We start from the raw sequence: 25,021 nt of genomic DNA, 5'->3' as shown, positions 1-25,021 counted from the left end.
GGTTACGACTCACCGAAGATGGTGCCACGCGCCTCTCGGGTCGAGTCGGACTTGTAGGCCGTGTACTGGTACGGGTTGTCGAACACCTCGCCCTCCGGCAGTTCCGGGTTCATCCCGCTCCGCCAGGCATCCTCGCCGAGCGCCGACCGCAGGTGGTCGACGGTCGCCTCGACCTCACGCCGTACGGCGGGCAGGTCGCAACCCACCAACTGGTGGTCCTGTTTCACGACGCGGCCGTCGACGATCACGGTGTGGACGTCGCCGCGCTGCGCTTGGAACGCCACCTGGCCGTACGGGTTGATCAGCGGGAACGACACCGGCGACGCGTCGTTCTTGATCAGGATCACATCGGCCTTCTTACCCGGTTCGAGGCTGCCGAGGTCGTCGCGGCCGAGTGCGCGGGCGCCGCCGCGGGTGGCCCAGTCGACGACATGCTCGGCCCGCAGATGGCTGTGCGTCACGGTCTCGCCCTTCATGTGCGCCTCGAGGTGCTCACGCGCCCGGTCCGCGCCGAGGGTGGTCCGCATCGCGCTGAACAGGTCACCGCTCCACCACACGCTGGTGTCCATCGACAGCGACACCGGAATGTTGTGCCGGCGTACCTGCCAGGTGGGCGGGTAGCCCTGCCCGGCGCTCTGCTCGGACTCGGTGGAGACCGAGATCGAGCCGCCGGTCGCGGCGATCCGCTGGTACGAGTCCGTGGTCAGCGTGGCGGCGTGGACGTAGATGTTCTGCGGCGTCATGAAGCCGTTCTCGTGCATCAGCTTGATGCCGTTGTCGTTGGTCGCACCCCAGACGCCGGCGTGGGTGGTGACGCCGAGCCCCAGTTCGCGCGCGACCTCGAACGCGGCCCGCTCCGGGAAGGCCGGGTCACCGGTCACGTCGAACGCCAGCTGCAGACCGAGCTGCCCGTCGTCCCGCAACCGCTCCAGGAACGCGCGCACCGACGGATCCGCGGACCACTCCCAGGGCCCGGCCTGGATGTTGCCGTAGGCAAGGACAAACCGCCCGGGTACGGCGCGCAACGCGTCCGCGGCCGCCTCGGCGTGCTCGACGCTCTGCAGCCCGTGTGACCAGTCGACCGTGGTGGTGACGCCGGCCTCGAGCGACTCCCACGCGGACGTCAGGTTGCCCGCGTGGATGTCCTCCGGCCGGAAGATCTTGCCGTGCTCCAGGTAGTACCAGACGAAGTACTGCGTGAGCGTCCAGTCGGCGCCGTACGCGCGCATCGCGGTCTGCCACATGTGCCGGTGCGTGTCGATCATGCCCGGCATCACGATCCCGCCGGACGCGTCGACGACCTGGGCGCCCTCGGGGACGTCGAGCCGTTGGCCTGATTGCCCGACGGCCGCGATCCGGTCGCCGTCGACCAGGACGTCGCCGTCCTGTACCACCGTGTGCTGGTCGTCCATCGTCAGCACGGTCCCGCCCCGCAACAGCACTGTGGTCATCGATGCCTCCAAGAAGTGCCCGGACATACGTCCGTATGACGGTCAACGGGGCGGTCAGGCTCATACTCTGAGCGCCGGTGAGCGCTGTCAAGAGGCTGTTGACAGGTCGTACGAGGAGATTGAAACTGATGCGGACAGCTGTCCGTAGATCTGGGAGGTCGTGTGAAGGGTCCGCTGTCCGGGCTGCTGGTGGCCGACTTCTCGCGGATCCTGGCCGGTCCGTACGCGACCATGCTGCTCGCCGACCTCGGGGCCGACGTGGTCAAGGTCGAGTCTCCCGGCGGTGACGACACCCGGTCCTGGCAGCCGCCGGTCCGCGACGGCGTCTCGACGTACTACCTCGCGGTGAACCGGAACAAGCGGTCGATCGCGCTCGATCTGAAGGACCCCTCGGACCTCGCGGCGGCGCAGGAACTGGCGCGTCGCGCCGACGTGCTGCTGGAGAACTTCCGGCCGGGCGGGCTGGCGCGCTTCGGGCTCGACTACGCAACCGTTGCCGAGGGCAACCCCAGACTGATCTACGCGTCGATCAGCGGCTTCGGGTCCGGGCCGGGCGGCGCCGAGCTGCCCGGGTACGACCTGATCGTGCAGGCGATCTCCGGGCTGATGAGCCTGACCGGCGATCCTTCCGGTGAGCCGTATCGGGCGGGGATCTCGGTGTTCGACGTGATGGCCGGACTGCACGCGACGATCGGGGTGCTGTCCGCCCTCAATCTGCGCCACGAGACCGGGCGCGGCCAGCACGTCGAGGTGAACCTGCTGTCGTCGGCGCTGTCCGGTCTGGTGAACCAGTCGAGCGCGTACGTCGCGGGCGGCGTCGTACCGCTGCGGATGGGGAACAGCCACCCGAGCCTGTTCCCGTACGAGCCGCTGCCGTGCGCGGACGGGGAGCTGATCATCACGGCCGGGAACAACGGGCAGTTCCGCAAGCTGGTCGAGGTCCTCGGCGTACCGGAGCTGGCCGACGATCCGCGGTTCGATCGGAACGAGAAGCGGACCGCTCATCGTGACGAGCTGCGGCCGTTGCTCGTGGCGCGGTTGACGACGCGGACGAAGCTGGAGTGGTTCCGGGACATCATCGCGGCCGGGGTGCCGTGCGGGCCGATCAACACCGTCGACGGCGGCGTGGCGTTCGCCGAGGACATCGGGCTGGACCCGGTGGTGACGGTCGGCGGCATCCCGACGGTCCGCAACCCGATCACGTTCTCCGGCAGCGCGGCGTCGTACCGGCTGCCGCCGCCCGCGCTGGACGAACACGGCGACGAACTGAGGAAGTGGCTGACGGAATGAGCACGCAATTTCCCACCTCGCTCGGTACGTCGACCGCCGACGAGATCCGCCTGCTCGGGCAGGATCTGACCGCGGACCTGATGGGCAAGGTGGGCTTCGGCGAACTCGCGTTCTGGCTGGTCGCGCTGCGCCGGCCGACGCTGTCGGAGACCCGGGTGTTCGAGGCGGTCCTGGTCGCCCTGGCCGATCACGGGTTCACGCCGACCGCGATCGCCGCCCGGCTCACGTACCTGTCAGCCCCGGACTCACTCCAGGGCGCCCTCGCCGCCGGCCTCCTGGGCGGTGGCTCGCGCTTCCTCGGCGTCACCGAAGACTGTGGAATGTTCCTGCACGAGGCTCTTGACGGACGGGAGCTGCCGACTGATGACGCCGGGTGGGACGAGTTCGCGCTCGACGTCGTACGCGGGGTTCAAGGCAGGTACATCCCGGGGCTCGGTCATCCGGTGCACAAGGTGCAGGATCCGCGGACGCCGGTGCTGATCGGGATTGCTCGCGAGGAAGGGCTGGAAGGACCGCATCTGAAGCTGTTCCAGGCGATCGGCCGGGTGCACGAGCAGGTTCTCGGGCGGAAGCTGCCGCTGAACGGGGCCGGTGTCTGCGGTGCCGCGCTGGCCGATCTCGGGCTGCCGGTCGAGCTGTTGCGTGGATTCGCCTTGCTGGCCAGGGCCGCCGGGCTGCTCGGCCAGATCGCCGAGGAACACCGCCGGCCGATCGGCATGGACGCCTACCTGACCGTCGATCGCAACGCCGTGTACGTCGATCCGGAAACCTGAAGGAGCAGCGCATGGCCACAGTCGCCGCGGTGATCGCCTCCACACATCATCCGTTCTACTACCGGGCCAGTACCGCGACAGGCGCCGACCGCCCGCCGTTCGCCGACGCGTGGGTGGCGAAGATCGAGGCCTTCCGGGAGACCCTGACGAAGGCGCGGCCGGACATCCTGGTGATGGTCGGCAGCGACCACTTCCACCAGCTGTGGCTGGACAACATGCCGCAGTTCCTGGTCGGCAAGGCGCCGTACTTCGACGCGAACTGGTACAACGAGGAACGCGAGTTCGGGTTGCCGCGGATGCGGCTGGCCGGCGACGAGCAGCTCGCCGGGCACATCCTGCGGAACGGGCTGGACGCCGGCTTCGACCTTGCCTTCAGCAACGAACTGCGGATCGACCACAGCATCACCTGCCCGATCATCACGCTCCGCCCAGAGGCGGACCTGCCGATCGTGCCGATCTACACCAACATCTTCGCGCCGCCGTTGCCGCGCCCCGGACGGTTCGTCGAACTCGGCCGGACGATCCGGCAACTGGTCGAGTCGTGGCCGATCGACAAGCGGGTCGCGATCATCGGCACCGGGCATCTGTCGCTGGAACTCGGCGGGCCGCGGCAGTTCGGCGCGCACGGCCCGGACCCGGAGTTCGACCGTAAGGCGGTGGACTGGATCGCGAGCGGCGACCTCGAGGGCTGCCTGGCGGAGGTGACGCTCGACAGCCTGCATCTGCCCGGCAACGCGACGCACGGCTTCATGGACTTCATGCTGATGATGGGCGTCGCCGGCGCCGGAGCGAAGGCCGATCACGTGGACTCGCTCGACCTGTTCCACACGATGGAGGCGTATTTCACCTGGTACCCGAACGGAGTGCCGGCATGAGCAAGTACCTGTTGAACAAGTTCCTCTACACCGTCGACCGGGATCCTTCGCTTGTCGAGCGGTACCGCTCGGACGCGGCCGGGACGGTCAGCTGGTGGGAGCAGGAGATGGCGAACCAGGTGTTGAACTGCGCGGTGGCGGAGAAGTCCACCTGGCTGGAGTTCACCGAGGAGGAGCGGCGCGCGTTGCGGGAGCACGATCATGTGGCGTTGTTCGGGCTGGGTGCGCATCCGTTCCTGACGCTGACGTTGTTCATCGCGATGTTCGAGCGCGACCACGGGCCGCTCGAGTACCAGAAGGCGTACGGGCGGGCGCTGCAGCACCACGCGCTACCGTATCCGGACATCGCTACCTGAGGAGACCGCGTGCGAGCCGCTGTCCTGCACACTCACGGCGAGCCGCCGTCCCACGCCGAACACCCCGATCCCGTGGTCGGCGACGGAGTCTCGGTCGTCCGCGTTACCGCAGCCCCGATCGTGCCGCTCGACCTGCTGTGCGCTTCCGGTACGTCGTACTTCGGCCCGCCGGCGCTCCCGTACGTACCAGGTGTGCAAGGCGTCGGCGTGGTGGAGGAGTCCGCGACCGTTGCCCCCGGCACGCGAGTGTTCTTCGCGACCTCGGCCGGAATGGCGGCGGGCGACGGGAGTTTCGCGGAGCGGGCCGCCGTACCCGACGCCGATCTGATCGTGCTGGAGGCGCCGGTGCGAGACGCCGCGGTCGCCGCGATCGGACTGTCCGGGGTGGCCGGGTGGATGATGCTGACGTGGCGGGCGCGGATGCAGGTGGGCGAGCGGGTGCTCGTGCTGGGAGGTGGCGGCGCGGTCGGGCAGGTGGCGATCGGGGCGGCGCGGGTGCTCGGCGCATCGCAGGTTGTCGCCGTCGTACGGTCGGATGCGTCGCGCGAGCGGGCGCTGTCGGCCGGTGCCGACGAGGTGGTTGCTCTGAGCACCGATGTTGACGAGTTGACGGGCCGGCTGGGTGCGCCGACGTACGACGTGGTGGTCGACTCGGTCTTCGGGGTCGCCGCGACGGCAGCCTCGCGGGTGCTCGCTCCGGGCGGCCGGCTGGTAAACCTCGGTGGATCGTCGAACGATGAGGCGGTGTTCTCGTCGGCGGTGCTGCGGAGCAAGTCGGCGAGCATCCTCGGGTACACGAACAACGCCCTCACCGCGGATCAACGCCGCGACGCGCTGACCGCCGTACTCCAGCACGCAGCCACCGGCGAGATCACCGTCGCCTACGAAACGGTGACCCTCGCCGAAGTGGCGAGCGCTTGGAACCGCCAGACGACCGGCAACACGCCCGGCCGTCTGGTCCTGACCTTGTCCTGAAACGTCAGAGGATGGTGGTGATCAGGCCGTAGGCCCGCGCATCTTCGGCGGTGAGCACCCGGCCTGTTTCCAGGTCGGCGGTGACCTCGTCGGCTGGGCGGCTGGTTGCCTGAGCGATGAGGTCGCGGAGCCGGGCGGACTGCTGGTCGTGTGCTTCGGAGAGCGCGGCCAGCTCGTTGACGGTGCCCTCGGCGGTGAAGCGGGGTGCGGACAGGACGAACGTCGTGTGGTGGTGGGCCTCACGTCGCTCGGCGGCGGCGAGTACGGCGATCGCGGGGCCGCGGACCGTGCCGCGGGCGATGGCGTGGACGGGGGCGCTGATCAGGTCGATCGCGGCGGCGACGGACAGGGCAGCCTCCAGCTCGGAGTCGGTCGACGACAGGTGCAACTTGACCGGGTCGTTGCCCTGGGCATTCAGCAGGAGGAGCTGCGACGCGATGTGGTTCGCGAGGGAGTCGTCGAGGCGTCCGCCGATCAGGATCACCCGCTCCGCCAGCAGCCGGTCGGCCAGCTCGCGTTCGAGCGTGATCGACGTCGGCTCGTACCAGGACGGCAGAATCGGCTGCGGCGCCGGCCGCTCAGGCACCCCCGGCCGCGGCACCCCGGGAATCTCAGGCCAGGGCCGCCCCGGAATCCCAGGCCCGGGCTGAGTTGAGGCGGTCGGGTGTTGTTCGACGTACATGTGTGTCCTCCTTCGACACCTCCACCCTGAGGCAGTGGGGGACTGGGGAGAAGGCCGTTCCGCTGTCAGCAGACGGGGAGCTTGGCGATCGCGGTGAGCAGCCGGTCCCAGAAGGCGTCCTGGTCGAGGCCGACGGCGATCCGAGCGTTCGGCGGGCGACCGGTGTAACCGTCCAGGTCCACGACCGTCGCACCGGCGGTCCACTCGCCGGCTGTTTCGATCACCAGATTGGCCTCGACGCACCGGACGATCGCGGGATCGATCACCCGCGCCACCGCGACCGGATCGTGCAGCGGCGGCGCGGCGAACCCGAACAGCTCCCGGTACGTCGACGCGAAGAACGTCATCCACTCGCCGCAGATCCGCGCCAGCGGCGTCCCGATCCGGTCGAGCCGCGCGAGGACGTCGTCGGTCACCAGCGCCTGATGCGTCACGTTCAGCCCGCACATCGTGAACGGCGCCCCGGACCGGACCACCACGTCCGCCGCTTCCGGATCGACGTACGCGTTCGCCTCCGCGAGCGGTGCGATGTTGCCGCGCTCGGTGGATCCGCCCATCCAGACGATCTCGGTGATGTTCGCGGCCAGACCGGGCTCCTCTGTGAGCAGACGTGCGATATTCGTCAACGCCCCGGTCGCGACGACGGTGGCTTGCCGAGTTCGCAGTACGTCGACCAGCAGCTCATGAGCCGACGAAGCAGACTCCGGGACCGACGGCTCGCCCGTGAAGTGCGGGCCGTCGAGTCCAGTACTGCCGTGGACGTCGTCGGCGATGCGCAACCGGCGTACCAACGGCCTGTCGGCGCCCCGCGCTACGGGGATGTCTGGCGCGCCCGCGAGTGAGAGGACGCGGCGCGCGTTCACGGTGCACTTGTCGACGGTTTGGTTGCCCGCGACGGTCGTCACGGCGAGCAGGTCGACGGCCGGATCGGCGACCGCGAGCAGGATCGCCAGCGCGTCGTCGTGGCCCGGATCGCAGTCGAGGAGGAGAGGCGTGGCCATGCGCCAGGATATGCAGCACGGAGTTGTTGCTGGGTCCGTGGGGGAACAGGTCCTATGTTGGCTTCATGAGCGAGAAGGAGCCGCCGGCGAAGGACGAGTCCAGCGCCGACCGGGGTCAGGGTGGGGACCAGGGGGACCGGAAGAACGACGGATCGCAGCGGCCGCACAAGCCGTGGCGGACCGAGGGGCTGCCGGCCGGGCACGGTGACGACGACAAGCCTCGCCGGCCGCGGTGGTGGAAGTGGGCCGCGTGGATCGTCGGCGGGTACCTGGTGCTGTTCCTGCTCACCACGATGCAGGACCAGATGTCCGGAGGCGAGCAGACCATCGCCTACACCGACTTCACCGTGCAGGTGCAGAAGCAGAACGTCGCCGAGATCTTCGCCCGGGGCGACACCATCGAGGGCCGGTTGAAGCAGGCCGCGGAGGTGCCGGGCAAGAGCGGGTCGACGTACACGAAGTTCACCACCGAGCGGCCGACGTTCGCCAACGACAACTTGTACGGCGACCTGCAGAAGGGCGGCGCCACGGTCCGGGCCACCCCGGTGGTCGCGCAGCGTGGCGTGCTCGTCAACCTGCTGATCTCGCTCGGCCCGTTCATCCTGATCGCCGCGTTCTACTTCTGGCTGTTCCGGCGGAGCCGGGCGGGCGGTGGTCTTGGCGGGCTGCTCGGCGGCGGCGCCGGCCGGCAGAAGAAGCCGGTCGACCCGAGCACGGTGCGGGTGACCTTTGCCGATGTCGCGGGGATCGACGAGGTCGAGTCCGAGATCGAGGAGGTCGTCGACTACCTGAAGGACCCGGAGAAGTACCGGCGGCTCGGGGCGCGGGCGCCGAAGGGCGTGCTGCTGGCCGGCGCGCCCGGGACCGGGAAGACGCTGCTCGCACGGGCGACCGCGGGGGAGGCCGGAGTGCCGTTCTTCTCCGCGAGCGCCTCGGAGTTCATCGAGATGATCGTGGGCGTCGGCGCGAGCCGGGTGCGGGAGCTGTTCGGCGAGGCGCGGAAGGTGGCGCCGGCGATCATCTTCATCGACGAGATCGACACCATCGGGCGCGCCCGCGGCGGCGCCCGGTCGGTCGGCGGGCACGACGAGGGCGAGCAGACGCTGAACCAGATCCTCACCGAGATGGACGGGTTCTCCGGGACCGAGGGCGTCGTGGTACTCGCGGCCACGAACCGTGCCGACGTCCTCGATCCGGCGCTGCTGCGGCCCGGCCGGTTCGACCGGACGATCACGGTGCACGCGCCGGACCAGCCTGGGCGGGAGGCGATCCTGAAGGTGCACGCGCGCGGCAAGCCGCTCGCGCCGGACGCCGATCTGGCCGCGCTGTCCCGGTCCACGCCCGGGATGACCGGCGCCGATCTCGCCAACCTGCTGAACGAGGCGGCGCTCGCCGCGGCCCGGCAGGGCGAGTCGCAGATCAGCCACCGCGACCTGACCGACGCGCTGGAGAAGGTCCAGCTCGGGACCGCGCGGAACGTGGTCATGCCGGAGGAGGAGCGCCGGCGCACGGCGTACCACGAAGGCGGGCACGCGTTGCTCGGGATGATCCAGAAGGGCGCGGACCCGGTGCGGAAGGTGTCGATCATTCCGCGCGGGCGGGCGCTCGGGGTGACGCTGTCGACGCCGGAGTCCGACCGGTACGGGTACGACGTGGACTATCTCCGCGGGCGGATCATCGGGGCGCTCGGCGGGATGGCGGCCGAGCAGGAGGTCCTCGGGGTCGTGACCACGGGCGCCGAGAGCGACCTGGAGACGGCGACCCGGATCGCCCGGTCGATGGTCGGGCGGTGGGGGATGTCGGACGCCATCGGTCCGGTGTCGATCCTTCCGGCCGAGGGTGACGCCCGTACGGCGGGAGTGTCGGACGAACTGCTCAACACTGTCGACGAGGAGGTACGCCGCCTGATCGAGCAGTGCTACGCCGAGGCCCGCCGCCTGCTCCGCGAGAACCGCCCCAAACTCGACTCGATCGCCGACCAGCTCCTCGAACACGAAACCCTCGACGAAGCCGACGCCTACGCCGCAGCCGGCATCACCCACACAACCCGCCCCAACCGCACCCCCGAACCCCAACCCACCCCGCGCGACGGCGCCTAGCCCTCTGCCTCTGGCGGGTGGTTGTTGCCCGGGTGGTTGACGGTGCAGTCAATCGTTCACCTGGGGGTTGCTTGGTGACTACCGGGTGCGGGGTGTGTGTTACCTGGGCGTTGGAAGAGTCCGGCGCGGTTGCGTGTGTGCGTGTCTTGGGGGACCGTGAGCATTCGGAGCGTTGACGCTTGGGCAGGTTCTGGGCGCTGGGGCCGGTGGCCTTGGTCCTGTCGGTGGTCGGGGTACTTCCCGCGGTGGCGCATCCGTTCGGCGATCCGCAGACGGTCGCGATTACCGCTGACGGCGCGGTCGTGCATGTCCGCTGGAAGGTCGGCGGGCTCGACGATCTGACGGTGCTCGGGGTCGCGCTCGGGGTGCTGCCGCAGGACCGGGTGATGCTGGACGGCGCTGTGATCTATCAGCCCGCCGACGCGGTCGCGATGGGTCCGTCCCCGAAGCTCGCCGACTACCTGCTGCGTCAGATCACGGTCGCCAACCACGGGAGGAACTGCCAGGGCGCAGTACAGCCCACCGCGGACCTCGCGAAGGTTGGTGTATCCATCGACTACACCTGTCCCGCGGCGGTCGGCGAAGTCTCGGTGACGGTGAAGACGCTCACCGATCTCAACCCGGCGTACAAAACGCTGGCGACCGGTCCCAACGGGGCGCGGGCGGTGTACGGCGACGGGAGCGACCGGCACGACTGGACGCTGGGCGCCGTCGAGGAGCAGCACCTCGGCCGGAGCGCCGCGATCCAGGTCGGGGCGATCGGCGGTGCTGTGCTGCTGGCGGTGGCCGGCGTGTTCGGCGTACGGCGGTGGCGGCGGTCATGAGCCTTGCGGGGCAGCTGGAAGGGTTCGTGCATTCGCCGGGGGTGCCGCCGGTCGCGTTCGTGCTGGCGTTCGCGGCGGGGGCGGGGCATGCGGTCATGCCTGGGCACGGGAAGAGTCTTGCGGCGGCGTACCTGGTGGGGGAACGCGGTCGGGTCCGGGACGCTGCTTGGCTGGGTGGTTCGGTCGCTGTCATGCACACGTTGTCGGTGCTGGTGATCGGTGTGGCGTGGACGTTCCTTTCGCTGTCGGATGTGCTGCGGCTGGAGCAGTTGACCACCGGTCTGCAGTTGGTCGGCGGGTTGCTGGTGATCGCCACCGGCCTCTGGCTCCTCAGACGCCACAGAAACCAACGCGGCCACGGCCACGGGCACGGGCACGGCCACGGGCATGGCCACGGGCATGGGCATGGGCACTCTCGGCCGGGGTTGGTGTTGCTGGGGATCTCCGGTGGGCTGACGCCTTCGCCGTCGGCGTTTCTCGTGCTGGTGGCCGGGCTGTTCCTCGGGCGGGCCGGCTTCGCGCTCCTCCTCGTGATCACGTTCGGGATCGGCATGGCCGTCGTCCTGTTCGGCGTCGGCCTGCTGGCCGTTGCCGGAAGCAACGTCGTGGTCCGCGGCGGCCGCTCCCACCATCTCTTGCACACCGTCGCGCGCTTCGCACCCCTGGTCGCCGCGACCGGCATCACCCTGGCCGGCGTCGCCATGACCGCGTACGCCGCCACCCACCTAGCGACCCGTCGGTAAATCCGCCACCAAAGGAGTCCCCCTGCCATGCCCCACCACTTCAGACGGTTGAGAGCGGCCTCGGTGATGCTCGCGGCCGCCCTCGTCGCCGGTTCCGGCGCCGCGATCGTCTCCACCACGTCAGGTGCGGAGGCCGCGGCCGCGGCCGAGTCGACCGGCTCCCCGACTCTCAACCTCCGCGACGGCCAGACCCTCGAAGGTACGACGACCGTCGTCGCCGAGCCGTCCGCCGAGAACGACTCGGTCGTCGCGCTCAAGGTCGACGGTCAGCAGGTCGACGCCGCCACCACCGCCGGTACGGCGCACTTCGCATTCGACATGGGCGGGAACGGCACGGAAGCGCGCTACCACAACTACCTCACCGTCAACGGCCGCACCGAGAAGGTCTTCTTCCCGGACATCCCCGGCGGCCAGGCCGGTCGACTGGATCTCCCGGGCGAGTGGCTGCACACCGGCGCCAACACGGTCACGGTGCACGCCGGGGCGGCCTGGGTCGACACGACCAACACCGCCGCGGTCGGCTACGAGGTTCTCCCGTACGGCGAGGGCGGCCGCTGCCCGAACTACGACGACTTCCCGCTCAGCAGCATCAGCCTGAGCCTGCTGGGCAGCGCGATCGACGGCGAGCAGAACGAGTTCAGCTACAGCTTCGGTGACGGCACCTGCGGCAGCTCGAAGCACCTGCTGACCCAGGACCTGACCTTCATCGTCACCGGCGAGCCAGGCAGTACGGCGGGACTCCGCAAGGATCTCGACACCACCCAGCTGAGCAACGGCGAGCACACGATCGCCGCGACGACCGCGTCCGGTGCGACGGCGACCGCGACGATCCAGGTCAACAACGCTCCGGCCGGTGCCCCGAAGGTCACGCCCGCCGACGGCACCGTGATCAAGGGCGAGCAGCCGGTGATCGCCGCCGTACCGTCAGGCTCCGGTGTGACGGCGCTGGCGATCGACGGCAGCCCGGCGCAGAACGACGAGACGCTGGCCGCGGGTACGGCGACGTTCGGCGTGACCGTCGAGGCGGGGAACTCCGCGGAGGCGAAGTACCACAACTACTTGCTGGTCAACGGCAACCGTGTAGATCTCGGTGGCGACTACGGCGTGACCGCTGCGGAGGCCGCCACGGTCAAGCTCCCGCAGCGGTTCCTGAAGGCCGGCGACAACGTGGTCCAGGTCGGGACCGGTGACTACAACGGCACGCTGAACGGCGCGACCTGCGCGAACCACGACGACTTCAAGATCAGCGCTCCGACCCTCACCGCCGCGGGCACCATCACCCGCGGTACGACGTACCTGCTGACGACGACGGGGTCGACGACCACGAAGACCGAGACCAGCGACGCGATCATCGCGCTCGGCGACGGGACCTGCGGCCCGAACAAGGAGGCCGAGTTCCACTTCACGATCGCGGACGCGCCGACGACCCGGACGGTCGACACGCTCGGCTCCGGCGTTGACGCGCACCTGAAGGTGTTCGTCGGCGGCAACGGGGCCGACAACGGGTTCGACAACAAGGTGCTGATCAACGGGATCCCGCTGGACCTCGGCGTCTGGGAGAAGGAGACCGCCGACCTGACGTTCCCGAACGAGTGGCTGGTGCCGGGGACGAACGTGCTCGAGTTCGTGGCCGGCAGCGACCACGGCAGCGCGAAGCCGGGCGGTTGCGACAACTACGACGACTTCACGTTGCGCGACTTCGAGCTCGTGCCGAACGCCGCCAAGGCGACGTTGCTGTCGCGTGAGGTTGCCGAGAGCAACGTGACGATCGGCGGTGCGACGTACCCGGCCGGCACCCCGGTGACCGTCTACATCGGCGACGGCAGCTGCCGCAGCAGCCACAACGCCGAACTGCGCAAGACGATCCTGTTCGACGTCACCGCCCAGGACGGGTCGCCGCTCACGGGGCTCGGGCGCCGGGCCGATGTCGACACCACCACGATCGCGGACGGCGCGCACTCGATCGAGGCGGTCGCCGGCGACAAGACCGCGACCCGCCGCTTCACCGTCGACAACTCGGCGCCGACCGTCGGCAGCAGCGTCCCGGCCGAGGGCCAGCGCATCACCTCGACGGTCGCCCTGATGGTCGACGTCGAGGACGCGACCGGTCTTGCCGGTGCGCCGCTGATCACCATCGACAGCAAGCCGGTGCAGCAGGGCGACCAGATCGGTCACGGTCTGCCCGCCGGTGCCCATACCATCGCGGTCACGGCCTCCGACACCCTCGGTAACACGGCCACCCGCGAGATCCACTTCACCAGCGCGAGCATCCCCGACGTACCGAGCGATCTCGCCGCGACAGTGACGGGCGTCAACGAGCAGACGGCGACACTGTCCGCCAAGATCCCCGGCGAGGATGGGGTACCCCTGACGGCCACGTTCACGAAGGCGTCTGTGGTCACCCCGGTCCTGGGCTATCAGGGCGAGGCTGCAGCGGTACCGGATTCGCTGGACGTCGCGCACGACAAAACCGTCGACGTCAATTCGCTCAAGCCGTTGGACGGGAAGACGATCGACACGGCCTCCAGCCGGGACGTGGTGTTCCAGCGGTACGACCTGAAGGCCGGCGCGGGCAGCACGCTGCGCTGGGAAGGCACGATCGACCCGAAGCGGGTAGCAGCGTTGCGGGTCTGGGATCCGGCCGGTCAGAAATGGGTCGTGCTGACCAGTGGGCGTGGCGTTGCGGGGGAGACCGCGGTGCTCACCGCACAGGTCGGAGCGCAGTACGTCGACGCAGGCGTCGTCCACGTGCTGGTGACGGGGGAGGACCCGTTCGCGGATGATCTGTCGCCGCGGGACGCGTCCGCGCAGAACGACAAGGATCACTTCGAGGACCCCGCGTCGTACGACTTCTCGATCGCGCACTTCACCGACACGCAGTACCTCACCGAGGGCGCGGCCGGCGGGACGTACGACGACTGGGACGGCGTCAAGGAACCCAGCGACGTGATGACCGCCGAGGAGCAGGCGATCTGGGCTGCGGCGTACCGCAACGAGGTGCAGTGGATCGCCGACAACAGCGCGGGCCGCAAGATCCAGTACGCCGCGCACACCGGCGACATCATCGAGAACGACTACTACGACCCGCTCGCGAAGAACCCGGACGGCACGCTGCAGAAGCCGGGGCTGAACGAGGAGGTCGAGAAGGAGCTCGCGCTCGCGTCGAGCTACCAGGCGATCCTGGACAAGAAGGGCGTCGTCAACCAGGTCATCGCCGGTAACCACGACAACCAGCTGGGTGCGGAGACCGGCCCGGAGTCGCGGTTCAGCAAGACCTTCAGCGCGGAGCGGTACCAGGAGGTCGCGAAGGGCTGGCCGGCCGGTTCCGAGTACCACGCCTGGGACGAAAAGGTGAACCCGGACGGTTCGATCACGCCGGGCAAGGACAACCAGAACAACTACGTGCTGTTCTCGGCCGGCGGCCTGGACTTCGTCGCGGTCGGTCTGTCGTACGGCGTGACGCCTGCCGAAGCCAACTGGGCGGACTCGATCTTCAAGCGGTACAAGGACCGCAACGGGATCCTGCTGTCGCACGACTACCTGCGTCCGTCCACCAACCCGGACGGCCGCGGCGCCGCGTTCTCGTCACCGGACGGTTCACCCCTGTACAAGCAGGTCGTCGAGGCGAACCCGAACGTGTTCCTGGTGCTGGCCGGACACGAGCACGGCGTCGGCACCAACCTGAAGTCGAAGATCGGCGTCACCGTCGCGCACGACGTGGTCGAGCTGCTCGCGGACTACCAGTTCTACACGGTCCCCGCGGGCGAGCTGTGGCCCGGTCAGGTCGATGCCGCGGGCAACATCGACGTCAACGGCGACGGTACGCCGGACCACAAGGCGACCGACCGGCTGCAGTTCGGTGCGAGCTTCCTGCGCCTGCTGCAGTTCGACGTCGACCGGGCCGAGTTGCACATCGACACGTACTCGCCGTTCCTGAACAACTTCGGCGCGACCGAGTACGACATCCGCCAGGACGGCAGCCAGACGAAGCCGCGGTACAACGGCGCCGAGGACAACCTCACGCTGCCGGTCGACCTGAGCACGCGGAAGACGTCGTTCAGCACGGACTCGCTGGCGGCCTATGTGCCGGGCGGTGTGGTCGGCACGGACACCGTGACCGCCAACAGCACGGCGACCGCGACGTGGAACGGGCTGACGCCGGCGACGTCGTACGGCTGGATCGTCACCGCTCGCAGCGCGGACGACGGTACGGCGGTCGCGCAGCCGGCCGTGTTCCGGACCCGCAAGGGGCAGCCGACGGTGACGGCACCGGCCGTGTCGACGCCGTGGGGTACGGCGGCGAAGGTGACCGTCAACGTCACCGCCGGAACCCTGCCGGTCGACGGCACTGTCGAACTGCGTGAGGGCACGAAGGTTCGCGGCACCGCACCGGTGTCCGGCGGGAAGGCGACGTTCACTCTCCCGGTCGGCCTGGCCGCGGGGGCGCACACGCTGACGGCGTCGTACTCGGGCAGCGACACGTTCGAGCCGGTGCAGGGATCGGTGAGTGTCTCCGTCGTTCTGCCGCCGGCGTGGAACTCGAAGACGCTGTACAAGGGCGGCGCCAAGGTCTCGTACCAGGGCAAGCCCTACCTGGCCGCGTGGGCGAGCATCCGCCAGGCGCCGGGTGATCCGTACGGCGCCTGGCAGGAGCTCGCGATGACCGAAGACGGTACGACGGTGTGGACCGCGTCCCGGATCTTCGAGAAGGGTGACGTGGTGCTCTACAAGGACAAGCGGTATCAGGCCAAGTGGTGGACCCGGAACCAGGCTCCGGGCGCACCGTACGGGCCGTGGACGCTTATCCGATAGTCACGGTCTGCTGCAGATCGTTGTAACCGGTGCTCGACTGCCAGGTGCCGACGTTGGCCAGGCGGATCGAGTACTCGGGGCGAGAGGACAGGAGCGGGTCCGGCAGGTTCAGCAGTACGCGGTACTTGCCGGGGACGGGCGGTGCGGCGACCTTCCAGTTGAGGTTGGTCGTCGTACCGCTTCCCCAACGACGCGGGTCGGCCGGGACATTGATCTTGAACGTGTGCTTGGCGTTCTGGAAGATCAGCTGGACCTGGTGCGGGTTGTACGGCGCGGCCCAGCCGTCGTTGCGTACCTGCAGAGCGACCTCGACCTTGCCGCGCCGGCTCGTGACCGTGCTCTCGGTGAGCGCGAACCGGTAGCCGAGCTTCTGCTTCGCGACCTCGATGTTGGTGCCCCAGCTGCCGAGCACGTCCTTGTTGTAGTCGGTGTTCAGGTACGAGAAATGCAGCCGGGCCATCTCCGCCGAGGCCGACTCCCACTCCGAGCGCGGCGGGTTCACCGCGCAGGTCTCGCCACCCTCCGGCACATAGTTGGTGTCCTGGGCAACGAAATCCTTGTCCAGCTCGACCGGGTCGCTGAGATACGTCCCGAAGTCGTCGGGGCTGGCCAGGAAGCAGTCGTTGTGATGCCCGATCCGGGCCAGCGGCGAACCGTCGTACGCCTGCTCCGCGGTCAGCGCACCCTCGGTCCCGGTCGGTACGTCGTACATCCGTTGCTTCATGTACGGCGTCCGCACCTGGATCATCCGGTCCTTCGGGAGGGCCCTGAGCAGGGCATCGGTGACCGCCTTGCGGTCGGCCCAGTTCTGGTCCGAGACCTGGCTCGGGTCCTGCGGGTTGCTGAAGTGGTCGGTGTAGTAGCCCTCGCCCCAGAGGCCGACGAAGCCGGACTGGACGAGCTCGATCACGTCGGCGTTCTGCCGCAGTACCGGTGTGAGTTGCTGGATGTGCTTCACGACCCGGGCGACCGGCGCGTCGCCGTACGGCGTCGGCGGTGGCCAGCCGGCTCCGGGCAGCGCGTACGCGAACCGGACGATCACCTTGACGCCGGCCGCGCGGGCGGTCCGGAAGTCGGCGCGCACCAGGTCGAGGTACTGCTTGTCGATCACGTCCCGGCTCGCGAACTTCTCCAGGTAGAACACGCGGAGGATCTGCGTGATGTGCTCCTGGGTCCTGAAGTTCCGCAAGGTGGTGACGTCGAGTGGGACGTAGCCGGTGTCGTCGGCCTTGTAGTGCGTCTCGGTGTGGTGATAGAAGCCGCGCTCAGGGTTGGCGAACACCTCGTCGCTGGTCGTGTAGGTGCGGGTCGTCGCCGGGGCTTCGTGCGCCATGGCTGCCTGGGTCGGCAGCAACAAACCGATCGCTGCGAGGGCTGTGAGAAGCCGTCTCATCTGAATCTCCTAGCTGACAGTGAGTGTGTGCAGGAGCGAGTTCATCCCGGTCGCCGCGTCCCACGTGCCTTGGTTCGCTAGACGGATCGAGTACTCGGGGCGAGTGGACAGGAGCGGATCCGGCAGGTTCAGCAACAGGGCGTACGAGCCGGCCGGAAGACTGCTGGGCACGGTGAGGGTCTGCGACACCGTGGTCGACGTACCCGCGGTCCAGCGGCGTGCGTCGGAGGAGATCGGGAGCTTGTAGGTGATGCCGGTGGAGGTGTTCCGCAGCACCAGCTCGAGGTTGCGCGGGTTGAACGGCGTGGCGTAGCCGTCGTTGTGGACGGTGAAACTGATCGGCAGGCTGCCGCCGGGCGAGGCGGTGCTCGGGTAGGTGCCGGACTCCAGGCGGAAGCGGTAGCCGAGGTTCTTGGTGACCGTGGTCAGGCAGCCGCCGCTGTTCCACGAGGTGAGGACGTTGGGCTCGTAGTCGGTGTTGAGGTACGACCAGTGGAACTGCGCGAGTTCAGCGGTCGCGGTCGGGCAGTTCGAGCGTGGTGCGTTCACACCACAGGTCTCGCCGCCCATCGCGACGTACGTCGTCTCCGCCTGCAGGTACGGGTACTCGACGGAGGGGTTCTCGTACGTGCCGAAGTCGTCGGCGCTGGCGAGGAAGCAGTCGTTGTGGTGACCGATCCGGGACAGGCTCGATCCGTTGTAGGCGTCACCGGGCTGGACCGGGGTGGTCGAGTACATGGTCCGCTTGAACTTCGGCGTACGGAGCTGAATCATCCGCGTGGACGGCACGACGCTCAGGAGCTTGTCGGTGACGGCCTTGCGGTTCGCCCAGTCCGTGGCGGACACGACGCCGGCGTTGCCGAAGTTCTGCGTGTAGTACCACTCACCCCAGGCGCCGATCAGACCGGTCTGGACGACGGCGATCACGTCCTTGCCTGCATTCAGGTACGGCGCCAACTGGTCGAGATGTGCCAGGACACGGTCCTTCGTGGCGTCGTCGCCTGTGGTGGAGGTGGTGTACGCGAGGCGGAGGATCATCTTGAGACCGGCCGCGCGGACCGTTGCGAGTTGCTGCTGCAACTGGTCGAGAGCCGCTTGGGCGATCGGGCCGTTCTTGTACTCGGCGAGGTAGAAGACGCACATCACCAGGGAGATGCCCTGGCTGGTGCGGTAGCTCTCCAGGGTGGCCTGGGAGAAGTCGGCTTTGTCGCAGTCACCCGTGTGGTGGTAGAAGCCGCGCTCCGGGTTGGCGAAGTTCTCCGTCGACGGGGTGTAGGTCACGCCGCCGCTGCCGCCGGTGTAGGTCTGTGTGTACTTCGTGGACGTCTCGAGCGGTGCCTCCGCCTGGAAGATCAGGTCGGCGTCGTTCGGTGTGGCGGTCTCGCCGAGGTCGGCGCGGTCGACCGTCCACTGGGCTACGCCGCCGGTGTTGGTGAAGGTGGCCGCGCGGACGAGCGTCCAGCTCCAGCCGGTGCCGGTGTGCTGGTAGAGGCTGCCGTTCTCGAGGAGGTAGTCGGCGCCGGTGCCCGCCTGGGCGAAACCGGTCGCGGGGTTGCGGTCCGTGTCGACGTACACGCGGAGGAACTGCGGGGTGCCGGTGTAGGAGAAGCGGTAGGTGACGGTCGTGGCGGTGTTGGTCGCGGTGGCGCCGCTGATCGTCGCGTGGGCAGGGGAGGACAGGACCGCGGCGAGCAGTGCGCCGGCGGCGGCGATGGCGGTGAACAGACGGTACGGACGCATCACGATGCTTCCTCTCGCTGGGCGGGGCGATGGGGATAATCATGGAGTCCAGGAAAATTATGTCAAGGTCTGAGGCCGGTGGTGATCGTCGACTCGACCTCGTCGAGCGCCAGCCGGACGGCGCCGAGCGCCACCCCTTCGTCGGCGAACGCCGACACCCGGATCTCCGGCGTCCGCAGGCACCAGCGGTCCAGCTCCCGCCGCAACGGCTCCACCATCACGTCCGCGGACCGCGAAAACCCGCCCCCGATCACCACCAACTGCGGATCCAACGTCAGCACCAACGCCGACGCCCCCACCGCCAGATCCCGCACATAGCCCTCAACTGCTCCCAACGCCCCCTGATCACCCGCCCGAGCCGCCACAAACACCCGCTCGAACCCGTCCATCGCACTCGCTGTGTCCTGGAGCCAGGTGATGAGGTGCTCGGGGGCTTGTTGCCAGCCGGCGGCTGGGAGGGCGCCGATCTCGCCGGACCAGTTGGCGAAGCCGCGGTGGAGTTTGCCGTCGATGATCAAGCCGGCGCCTGTACGCACACCGGCGAGCAGGAACACCACGTCCTTCGCGTAGCGCGCGACCCCACGCCAGGTCTCCGCGAGCGCCGCGAGCTTGCAGTCGTTCTCCACCCGCACCGGCCCCGGCACAAGCCGCCGTACATGGGCCCCCAGGTCGACCCCGGTCCACTCCGGCAGCGAATCGGACAGCATCACCTTCCCGGTCCCGTCCACCAGCCCGGTCGTAGCAACCCCCGTCGCCCAAATCTGCCCACCCGAGGTCCCGGCCAGCGCCCTCGCCACGCAGCGGTCGAGGGCTGCGAGGCGTTCCCGGCGGCCGGCGTCGGCGGGGATTTCGATGCGGCTCTGGTTCAGGACCTCGCCGTCCAGGTCGGTGACCAGGGCGAGTGCCTTGTGCCCGCCGATGTCGATCCCGAGCAACCGCCCGGCCCCGGCGTTGAACCGGTACCGCCGAGCGGGCCGCCCGACCGACCCGGACGCGGGTGCCACCTCGGTCAGCCAGCCGCGCCCGAGCAGGTCCCGCGCCACGTCCTCGGTCGAAGCGCGCGACAGCCGTGTTCGCTTCGACAGTTCGGTGAGCGTCAGCGGCTGATCACCGCGCAACTCCCGCAGTACGGCGGACGCGTTGAGCTGCCGCAACCGCGAGAGGTCCCCGCCGGCGGGCTGTTCACTCATCGCGACCCTCCACGTATCCCTGGACTCCTGGATAACTATAAGCATCCCGTTTGCACGCGAGTCTCACCGTGTGAACGGGCGCGCCGGAAGTCTGTTGCACTCTCCTGACAACGTTGTACCGTGATCTGCCGACGGTCGATCCGAAACGTTTCCGAAGGTTTCCACTGAGGAGGACCAGCGTGTCCAACCCGCTGAAGATCGCGACGCTCAGCTTCTGGCACGTCCATGCCGGCGACTACTCCAGGCAGGCCCAGGCGCATCCGGGGACGGACCTGGTGGCCGTCTGGGACGATGACGCCGAGCGGGGCCAGGCCGGTGCCGACCAGTTCGGCGTGGAGTTCACCGGCGACCTTGACGCCCTGCTCGCGCGGGACGACCTGGACGGTGTGGTGATCACGACGCCGACCGACGTCCACCGCGACATCATGGTCAAGGCCGCGCAGGCCGGAAAGCACATCTACACAGAGAAAGTGCTCGCCCCGACGGTCGCCGAGGCCGAGGAGATCGTGGCCGCCACCGACGCGGCCGGCGTGAAGCTGACGGTCTCGCTGCCGCGGCTCGCGCACGGGTACACGACCGCCATCCAGGAGGTGCTGGACAAGGGCACGCTCGGGCGGCTGACCTACGGCCGGGTCCGCCTGTCGCACGACGGCGCGATCGCGCGCGACGGCAAGGACGGCTGGCTCCCGCAGCGGTTCTTCGAGCCGAAGGCCGCGATCGGCGGGGCGCTCACCGACCTGGGCTGCCACCCGGTGTACCTGATCCAGCTCTTCCTCGGCGCGACGCCGGAGACCGTGAGCGCGACGTACCGCTCGGTCGCGGATCGCGGTCTGGAAGACAACGCTGTCGTGGTGGCGGGGTACGGCGACCAGAAGATCGGGGTGATCGAGGCGGGGTTCGCGAGCAGCAACCCGTTCACGATCGAGCTGTTCGGGACCGAGGGCACGCTCACGTACACCGACGCCGGCAACCTGCTGACCGTGAACGGCGAGCAGTTGCCGGTGCCCGAGCACTCGCCGGATCCGTTCGCGCAGTGGGTCGATCACATCACCAACGGGACCCGGGCCGACGAGAACATCGAACGCGCGGTCGAGTTGACCCGTCTGGTGGTCGCGGCGAACGCGGCGGCCGAGTCCAACCGAGTGATTTCCTACAGCTGAGAGGACGTCCCGATGATCAAGGTCGGTCTGATCGGCGCCGGGGGAATCGCTTCGGCGCACATCAAGGGGTACACGCAGCACGCGGACCGGATCGGTGTCACCGCGGTCGCGGACGCGGTGGAGGAGACGGCGAAGAAGCGGGGCGCGGAGCTGGGCGCCGCGGCGTACACGAACTATCGCGAGATGCTCGCGAACGAGGAGCTGGACGCGGTCGACATCTGTCTGCCGCACCACCTGCACCGGGACGCGATCGTCGCGGCCGCCGAGGCGGGTAAGCACATCCTGTGCGAGAAGCCGCTGTGCCTGTCCGCCGAGGAGGCAGCGGATGTCCGCAAGGCGGTGACCGAGAACGGCGTGACGCTGATGTGCGCGCACAACCAGTTGTTCATGCCGGCGGTCGCGAAGGCCCGGGAGCTGCTGCAGGCCGGGACGATCGGCACGGTGTACGAGGTCCGGACGACGGACAGCTTCTACAACGACTTCGACCCGAGCTCGATGGGCTGGCGGGCGAGCAGCAAGACCAGTGGCGGTGGCGAGCTCATCGACACCGGGTACCACCCCACCTATCTGATGCTGCACCTCGCCGGCGGGCTGCCGGTGGAGGCGACCGCGATGCTGTCCACGCACCGGTTGAAGTTCATGGAGGGCGAGGACTCCGCACAGGTCCTGATCAGGTTCGACAACGGCGTCGTCGGCCAGCTGGTGACCAGTTGGGCCTACCAGCCGGCCGTCGGCACCGAGCGGTTCTCGGCCGTCGGTGAGCTCGGCTCGCTGACCAGCGACGGTACGACGCTGTCGTACAGCCTCCGGTCGGGTGAGACCGAGACCTTCGAGTTCGAACCGGTCGACACGTTCGTCGCCGAGATCGGCCACTTCGCCGACTCGCTCGCCGGCAAGACGCGCCCGCTGCACACCGAGGAGGAAGGCATCGCCGTCCTAGGCATCCTCCTCGCCGCGTACGAAGGCTCCCGCTCGAAAACCATCGCCTCCGTCCTGAAGGTCTGATCCATCGCTTGCGTCCGAAGAAGTGGGGTCCATAGGCCACACTTCTTCGGACGTTAGCTCTAGAAGTAGAAGCCCGCGGCGAGGTCGGACAGGAGGTCCGGGTGGGTGGGCTGCCAGTTGAGCAGCTCGCTCGTCCGGGCCGCGGACGTCGGGATGTCCATGGCCGCGAACCGCGCGAGGAAGCCCAGGTACTGCGGCGCCTCCTCGACCGTGACCGAGCGCGCCGGAACGTCGAGCTTGCGACCGATCACCTCGGCGATCGTGCGGAACTCGATGCCCTCGTCCTGGATCGCGTGCAGGCGGCTGCCCGCCGGGGCCGACTCGAGCGCCAGGCGATAGAGCCGGGCCGCGTCGAGTGTGTGCACCGCCGACCAGCGGTTCGTCCCGTCGCCGATGTACGCCGCGAATCCGTTCTGGCGCGCGAAGGCGATCAGCGACGGCGCGAATCCCTGGTGGTCGAGCCGGCTGTGGGTGATCGGCGGGAGCCGCAGTACTGAGGTGCGCACGCCCTTGGCGGCCAGGTCGACGACGTAGTTCTCGGCGTCGATGCGGTAGCCGCCGTTCGGGTCGTAATCGTCCTCGGTCGCCACGCGGCCCTGGACCACGCCGGCGAGCATGCCCGTGCCCGACGTACTGACGAGTGGTTTGCCGGTGCCGGCGAGAGCGTCGCCGATGGTGTGCAGCGCGGCGAGATCGGACTCTGCCGCACCGGCCAGATCGCCCGCCTGCATGGCGTCGTGCCGGAAGGCGAGGTGCACGACGCCGTCCGCGGCGGCCGCTGCCGCACGGAGCCGATTGAGATCGTCCAGGTCGCCGCGGACGGCCTCAGCGCCCCACGCGGTCAGCCGTTGCGCCGACTCGTCGGAGCGGGCCAGCCCGAGGACCTGGTGACCGTTGTGCAGGAGCTCCGGGACGAGGGCCGAGCCGACGTGTCCGGACGCTCCGGTGATGAAGACGCGCATGAAGGTACCTTTCGAGTGATGTCATTGACTGACATCACCGATGCTACACCTCTGATGTCACTCGATGACATCGGTTAGGATCGACCCTATGGGACGGTGGGAGCCGGACGCGGCCGGGCGGCTGCGGGAGGCGGCGATGGCGCTGTACGCCGAGCGCGGGTACGACGGCACGACCGTCGCCGAGATCGCCGACCGGGCCGGGGTCACCGCGCGGACCTTCTTCCGGCACTTCGCGGACAAGCGTGAGGTGCTGTTCGCCGGATCCGAGCAGCTCGAGCGGCACATGGTCGAGGCGCTGGCCGCAGCGCCGCCGGATGCGTCCCCGATGGAGGCGGTGACCGCGGCGGTCCTCGCCACGGCCGAGTTCTTCGACGACATCCGCCGGGACTACTCCCGCCGGCGCGCTGCCGTCATCACGTCGACGCCGGAGCTGCGCGAGCGTGAGCTGATCAAGATGGCCACGCTGACGACAGCTCTCACCGACGGCCTGCTCGCCCGCGGCGTCGCCCCGGATGTCGCCGCGCTGGCGGCCGAGACCGGCGTCGCGGTGTTCCGGGTCTCGTTCGAGCGCTGGATCGCCGCGCCGGACGACGTACCGATCGCCGACGTGATCCAGGCGACTCTGAAGAATCTCGCAACCCTGACCGCCTGACCCGTCACAAGACGGGTGGGTGCTCTGTCTTATCTGGTGACAGCTCAAGACAAGCAAAGGGGTTCTGCGATGAAGATCGTCGTGATCGGCGGCACCGGACTGATCGGTACGAAGCTGGCGGCGCTGCTCAGCGGGCACGGGCACGAGGTGGTCCCGGCCGCACCGAGCACCGGCGTCAACACGATCACCGGTGAAGGGCTGGCTGACGTGCTGAAGGGCGCCGACGTGGTCGTCGACGTGGCGAACTCGCCGTCGTTCGAGGCCGGACCGGTGATGGAGTTCTTCACGACCTCGACCCGGAACGTGCTCCAGGCCGAGGACAAGGCCGGCGTCCGGCACCACGTCGGGATCTCGATCGTCGGCACCGAGCGGATGCCGGACAACCACTACTTCGCGGCGAAGATCGCCCAGGAGGAGCTGATCAAGGCCTCCGGGATCCCGTACTCGCTGGTGCACTCGACCCAGTTCTTCGAGTTCGTCGCGCCGACCGCCGACGAGGGCACCTGGGACGACGGCAAGGTGCACATCGCCCCGGTCGCGTGGCAGCCGATCGCCAGTGACGACGTCGCGAAGATCCTCGGCCGGACCGCGGTCGGCGAGCCGCTGAACGCGCGGATCGACATCGCCGGGCCGGACGAGGTCCGGATGGACGAGTTCTTCCGGAAGGCGCTCGCGGAGCGCGGTGACACCCGCGAGGTGGTGTCCGACGTGCACGCCCGGTACTTCGGCTCCGAGCTCAGCGAGCGCAGCCTGGTCCCCGTCGGCGAGGCCACCCTCGGCGAGGTGCACTACGACGAGTGGTACGCCGCACAGGCCAGGCGATGACGATGGGTATGGACGATCCGTTCCTGCGCGCACTTGACGCCGAGGTCGAGGCGGACATCCAGCTGAACGCGGCCGGTACGCCGCCCGCGGACGAGCCGCCGAGCGAGTGGCTGCTCGATCCGTACGAGGTTCAGGCGGAGGCCGCCGATCTGAACAGCTTGCACAGCGCGATCGAGGCGCTGGAGACGGACTCGGAGTCGTAACATCCAGCTG

21 protein-coding genes are annotated in these 25,021 nt (G+C 68.9%); 14 read left to right on the top strand and 7 right to left on the bottom strand.

What is annotated here, in order from left to right; genetic code table 11:
• Positions 1–2 precede the first annotated feature (2 nt).
• A complete protein-coding gene (locus E0H92_RS38780; RefSeq protein ID WP_131499798.1) occupies positions 3–1,451 on the bottom strand; it encodes an amidohydrolase family protein in 1,449 nt (482 codons plus the stop codon).
• Positions 1,452–1,613: 162 nt separating this feature from the next.
• Here E0H92_RS38780 and E0H92_RS38775 point away from each other — a divergent pair, with 162 nt between their 5' ends.
• From E0H92_RS38775 to E0H92_RS38755, 5 genes are read left to right on the top strand one after another with little or no spacing between them, the layout of a single operon-like run.
• Positions 1,614–2,741: a CaiB/BaiF CoA transferase family protein gene (locus E0H92_RS38775; RefSeq protein ID WP_202874044.1), complete on the top strand. Its 1,128-nt coding sequence runs from the start codon at positions 1,614–1,616 to the stop codon at positions 2,739–2,741.
• Positions 2,738–3,514, top strand: a complete 777-nt coding sequence (locus E0H92_RS38770; protein WP_131499796.1) for a citryl-CoA lyase — start codon at positions 2,738–2,740, stop codon at positions 3,512–3,514. The genes E0H92_RS38775 and E0H92_RS38770 overlap by 4 nt, the downstream gene beginning before the upstream one ends.
• Positions 3,515–3,525: 11 nt before the next feature.
• The gene (locus E0H92_RS38765) at positions 3,526–4,389 is read left to right on the top strand and encodes a DODA-type extradiol aromatic ring-opening family dioxygenase (RefSeq protein WP_131461058.1); all 864 of its coding nucleotides are present in this window, start codon (positions 3,526–3,528) and stop codon (positions 4,387–4,389) included.
• On the top strand, positions 4,386–4,745 hold the full coding sequence (locus tag E0H92_RS38760; protein WP_131499795.1) for a hypothetical protein: 360 nt from the start codon (positions 4,386–4,388) through the stop codon (positions 4,743–4,745). Before E0H92_RS38765 ends, E0H92_RS38760 begins: the two co-directional genes overlap by 4 nt.
• A gap of 9 nt (positions 4,746–4,754) precedes the next feature.
• On the top strand, positions 4,755–5,720 hold the full coding sequence (locus E0H92_RS38755; RefSeq protein WP_131499794.1) for a quinone oxidoreductase family protein: 966 nt from the start codon (positions 4,755–4,757) through the stop codon (positions 5,718–5,720).
• Between the two features lie 4 nt (positions 5,721–5,724).
• On the opposite strand, the gene E0H92_RS38750 is transcribed toward E0H92_RS38755, so the two are convergent.
• On the bottom strand, positions 5,725–6,321 hold the full coding sequence (locus E0H92_RS38750) for a ClpP family protease (protein ID WP_165550231.1): 597 nt from the start codon (positions 6,319–6,321) through the stop codon (positions 5,725–5,727).
• 146 nt (positions 6,322–6,467) lie between these two features.
• Positions 6,468–7,403: a nucleoside hydrolase gene (locus E0H92_RS38745; RefSeq protein WP_131499793.1), complete on the bottom strand. Its 936-nt coding sequence runs from the start codon at positions 7,401–7,403 to the stop codon at positions 6,468–6,470.
• A gap of 65 nt (positions 7,404–7,468) precedes the next feature.
• Between E0H92_RS38745 and ftsH the strand changes: the two genes are divergently transcribed.
• The 4 genes from ftsH to E0H92_RS38725 all read left to right on the top strand — a co-directional run bounded on the left by ftsH (position 7,469) and on the right by E0H92_RS38725 (position 15,881).
• The gene (gene ftsH, locus E0H92_RS38740) at positions 7,469–9,502 is read left to right on the top strand and encodes an ATP-dependent zinc metalloprotease FtsH (protein ID WP_131499792.1); all 2,034 of its coding nucleotides are present in this window, start codon (positions 7,469–7,471) and stop codon (positions 9,500–9,502) included.
• A 179-nt stretch (positions 9,503–9,681) separates the two neighbouring features.
• A complete protein-coding gene (locus E0H92_RS38735; protein WP_131499791.1) occupies positions 9,682–10,326 on the top strand; it encodes a hypothetical protein in 645 nt (214 codons plus the stop codon).
• Complete coding sequence (locus E0H92_RS38730; protein ID WP_131499790.1) at positions 10,323–11,069, top strand: cobalt transporter; 747 nt, start codon at positions 10,323–10,325, stop codon at positions 11,067–11,069. Before E0H92_RS38735 ends, E0H92_RS38730 begins: the two co-directional genes overlap by 4 nt.
• A gap of 27 nt (positions 11,070–11,096) precedes the next feature.
• On the top strand, positions 11,097–15,881 hold the full coding sequence (locus E0H92_RS38725; protein WP_131499789.1) for an Ig-like domain repeat protein: 4,785 nt from the start codon (positions 11,097–11,099) through the stop codon (positions 15,879–15,881).
• Here the strand turns inward: E0H92_RS38725 and E0H92_RS38720 are convergent.
• The 3 genes from E0H92_RS38720 to E0H92_RS38710 all read right to left on the bottom strand — a co-directional run bounded on the left by E0H92_RS38720 (position 15,871) and on the right by E0H92_RS38710 (position 20,204).
• The gene (locus tag E0H92_RS38720; protein WP_131499788.1) at positions 15,871–17,274 is read right to left on the bottom strand and encodes a DUF4832 domain-containing protein; all 1,404 of its coding nucleotides are present in this window, start codon (positions 17,272–17,274) and stop codon (positions 15,871–15,873) included. The genes E0H92_RS38725 and E0H92_RS38720 overlap by 11 nt on opposite strands.
• A 9-nt stretch (positions 17,275–17,283) precedes the next feature.
• Entirely contained in the window at positions 17,284–19,014 is a 1,731-nt protein-coding gene (locus tag E0H92_RS38715) for a DUF4832 domain-containing protein (RefSeq protein ID WP_131499787.1), read from the bottom strand.
• Between the two features lie 62 nt (positions 19,015–19,076).
• Entirely contained in the window at positions 19,077–20,204 is a 1,128-nt protein-coding gene (locus tag E0H92_RS38710) for an ROK family transcriptional regulator (RefSeq protein WP_131499786.1), read from the bottom strand.
• A gap of 179 nt (positions 20,205–20,383) precedes the next feature.
• On the opposite strand from E0H92_RS38710, the gene E0H92_RS38705 reads away from it, so the two are divergent.
• Positions 20,384–21,364 (top strand): Gfo/Idh/MocA family protein, encoded by a 981-nt coding sequence (locus E0H92_RS38705; protein WP_131499785.1) that lies wholly within the window; start codon positions 20,384–20,386, stop codon positions 21,362–21,364.
• 12 nt (positions 21,365–21,376) lie between these two features.
• Positions 21,377–22,369 carry a Gfo/Idh/MocA family protein gene (locus E0H92_RS38700; protein ID WP_131499784.1) on the top strand — a complete coding sequence of 331 codons (993 nt, stop codon included), beginning with the start codon at positions 21,377–21,379 and terminating at the stop codon, positions 22,367–22,369.
• A 59-nt stretch (positions 22,370–22,428) separates the two neighbouring features.
• On the opposite strand, the gene E0H92_RS38695 is transcribed toward E0H92_RS38700, so the two are convergent.
• A complete protein-coding gene (locus E0H92_RS38695; protein WP_131499783.1) occupies positions 22,429–23,331 on the bottom strand; it encodes an SDR family oxidoreductase in 903 nt (300 codons plus the stop codon).
• Between the two features lie 88 nt (positions 23,332–23,419).
• Here E0H92_RS38695 and E0H92_RS38690 point away from each other — a divergent pair, with 88 nt between their 5' ends.
• The 3 genes from E0H92_RS38690 to E0H92_RS38680 all read left to right on the top strand — a co-directional run bounded on the left by E0H92_RS38690 (position 23,420) and on the right by E0H92_RS38680 (position 25,011).
• A complete protein-coding gene (locus E0H92_RS38690) occupies positions 23,420–23,983 on the top strand; it encodes a TetR/AcrR family transcriptional regulator (protein WP_131499782.1) in 564 nt (187 codons plus the stop codon).
• Between the two features lie 69 nt (positions 23,984–24,052).
• Complete coding sequence (locus tag E0H92_RS38685; RefSeq protein WP_131499781.1) at positions 24,053–24,808, top strand: SDR family oxidoreductase; 756 nt, start codon at positions 24,053–24,055, stop codon at positions 24,806–24,808.
• A 2-nt stretch (positions 24,809–24,810) separates the two neighbouring features.
• Entirely contained in the window at positions 24,811–25,011 is a 201-nt protein-coding gene (locus E0H92_RS38680) for a hypothetical protein (RefSeq protein ID WP_238173787.1), read from the top strand.
• The last annotated feature ends 10 nt before the right edge of the window (positions 25,012–25,021 follow it).

It is taken from the genome of Kribbella speibonae (assembly GCF_004331375.1).
GTDB classification, from domain to species: Bacteria; Actinomycetota; Actinomycetes; order Propionibacteriales; family Kribbellaceae; genus Kribbella; species Kribbella sindirgiensis.
The sequence above is the reverse complement of the archived record's forward strand: the minus strand, read 5'-3'. Positions and strand labels throughout refer to the sequence as shown.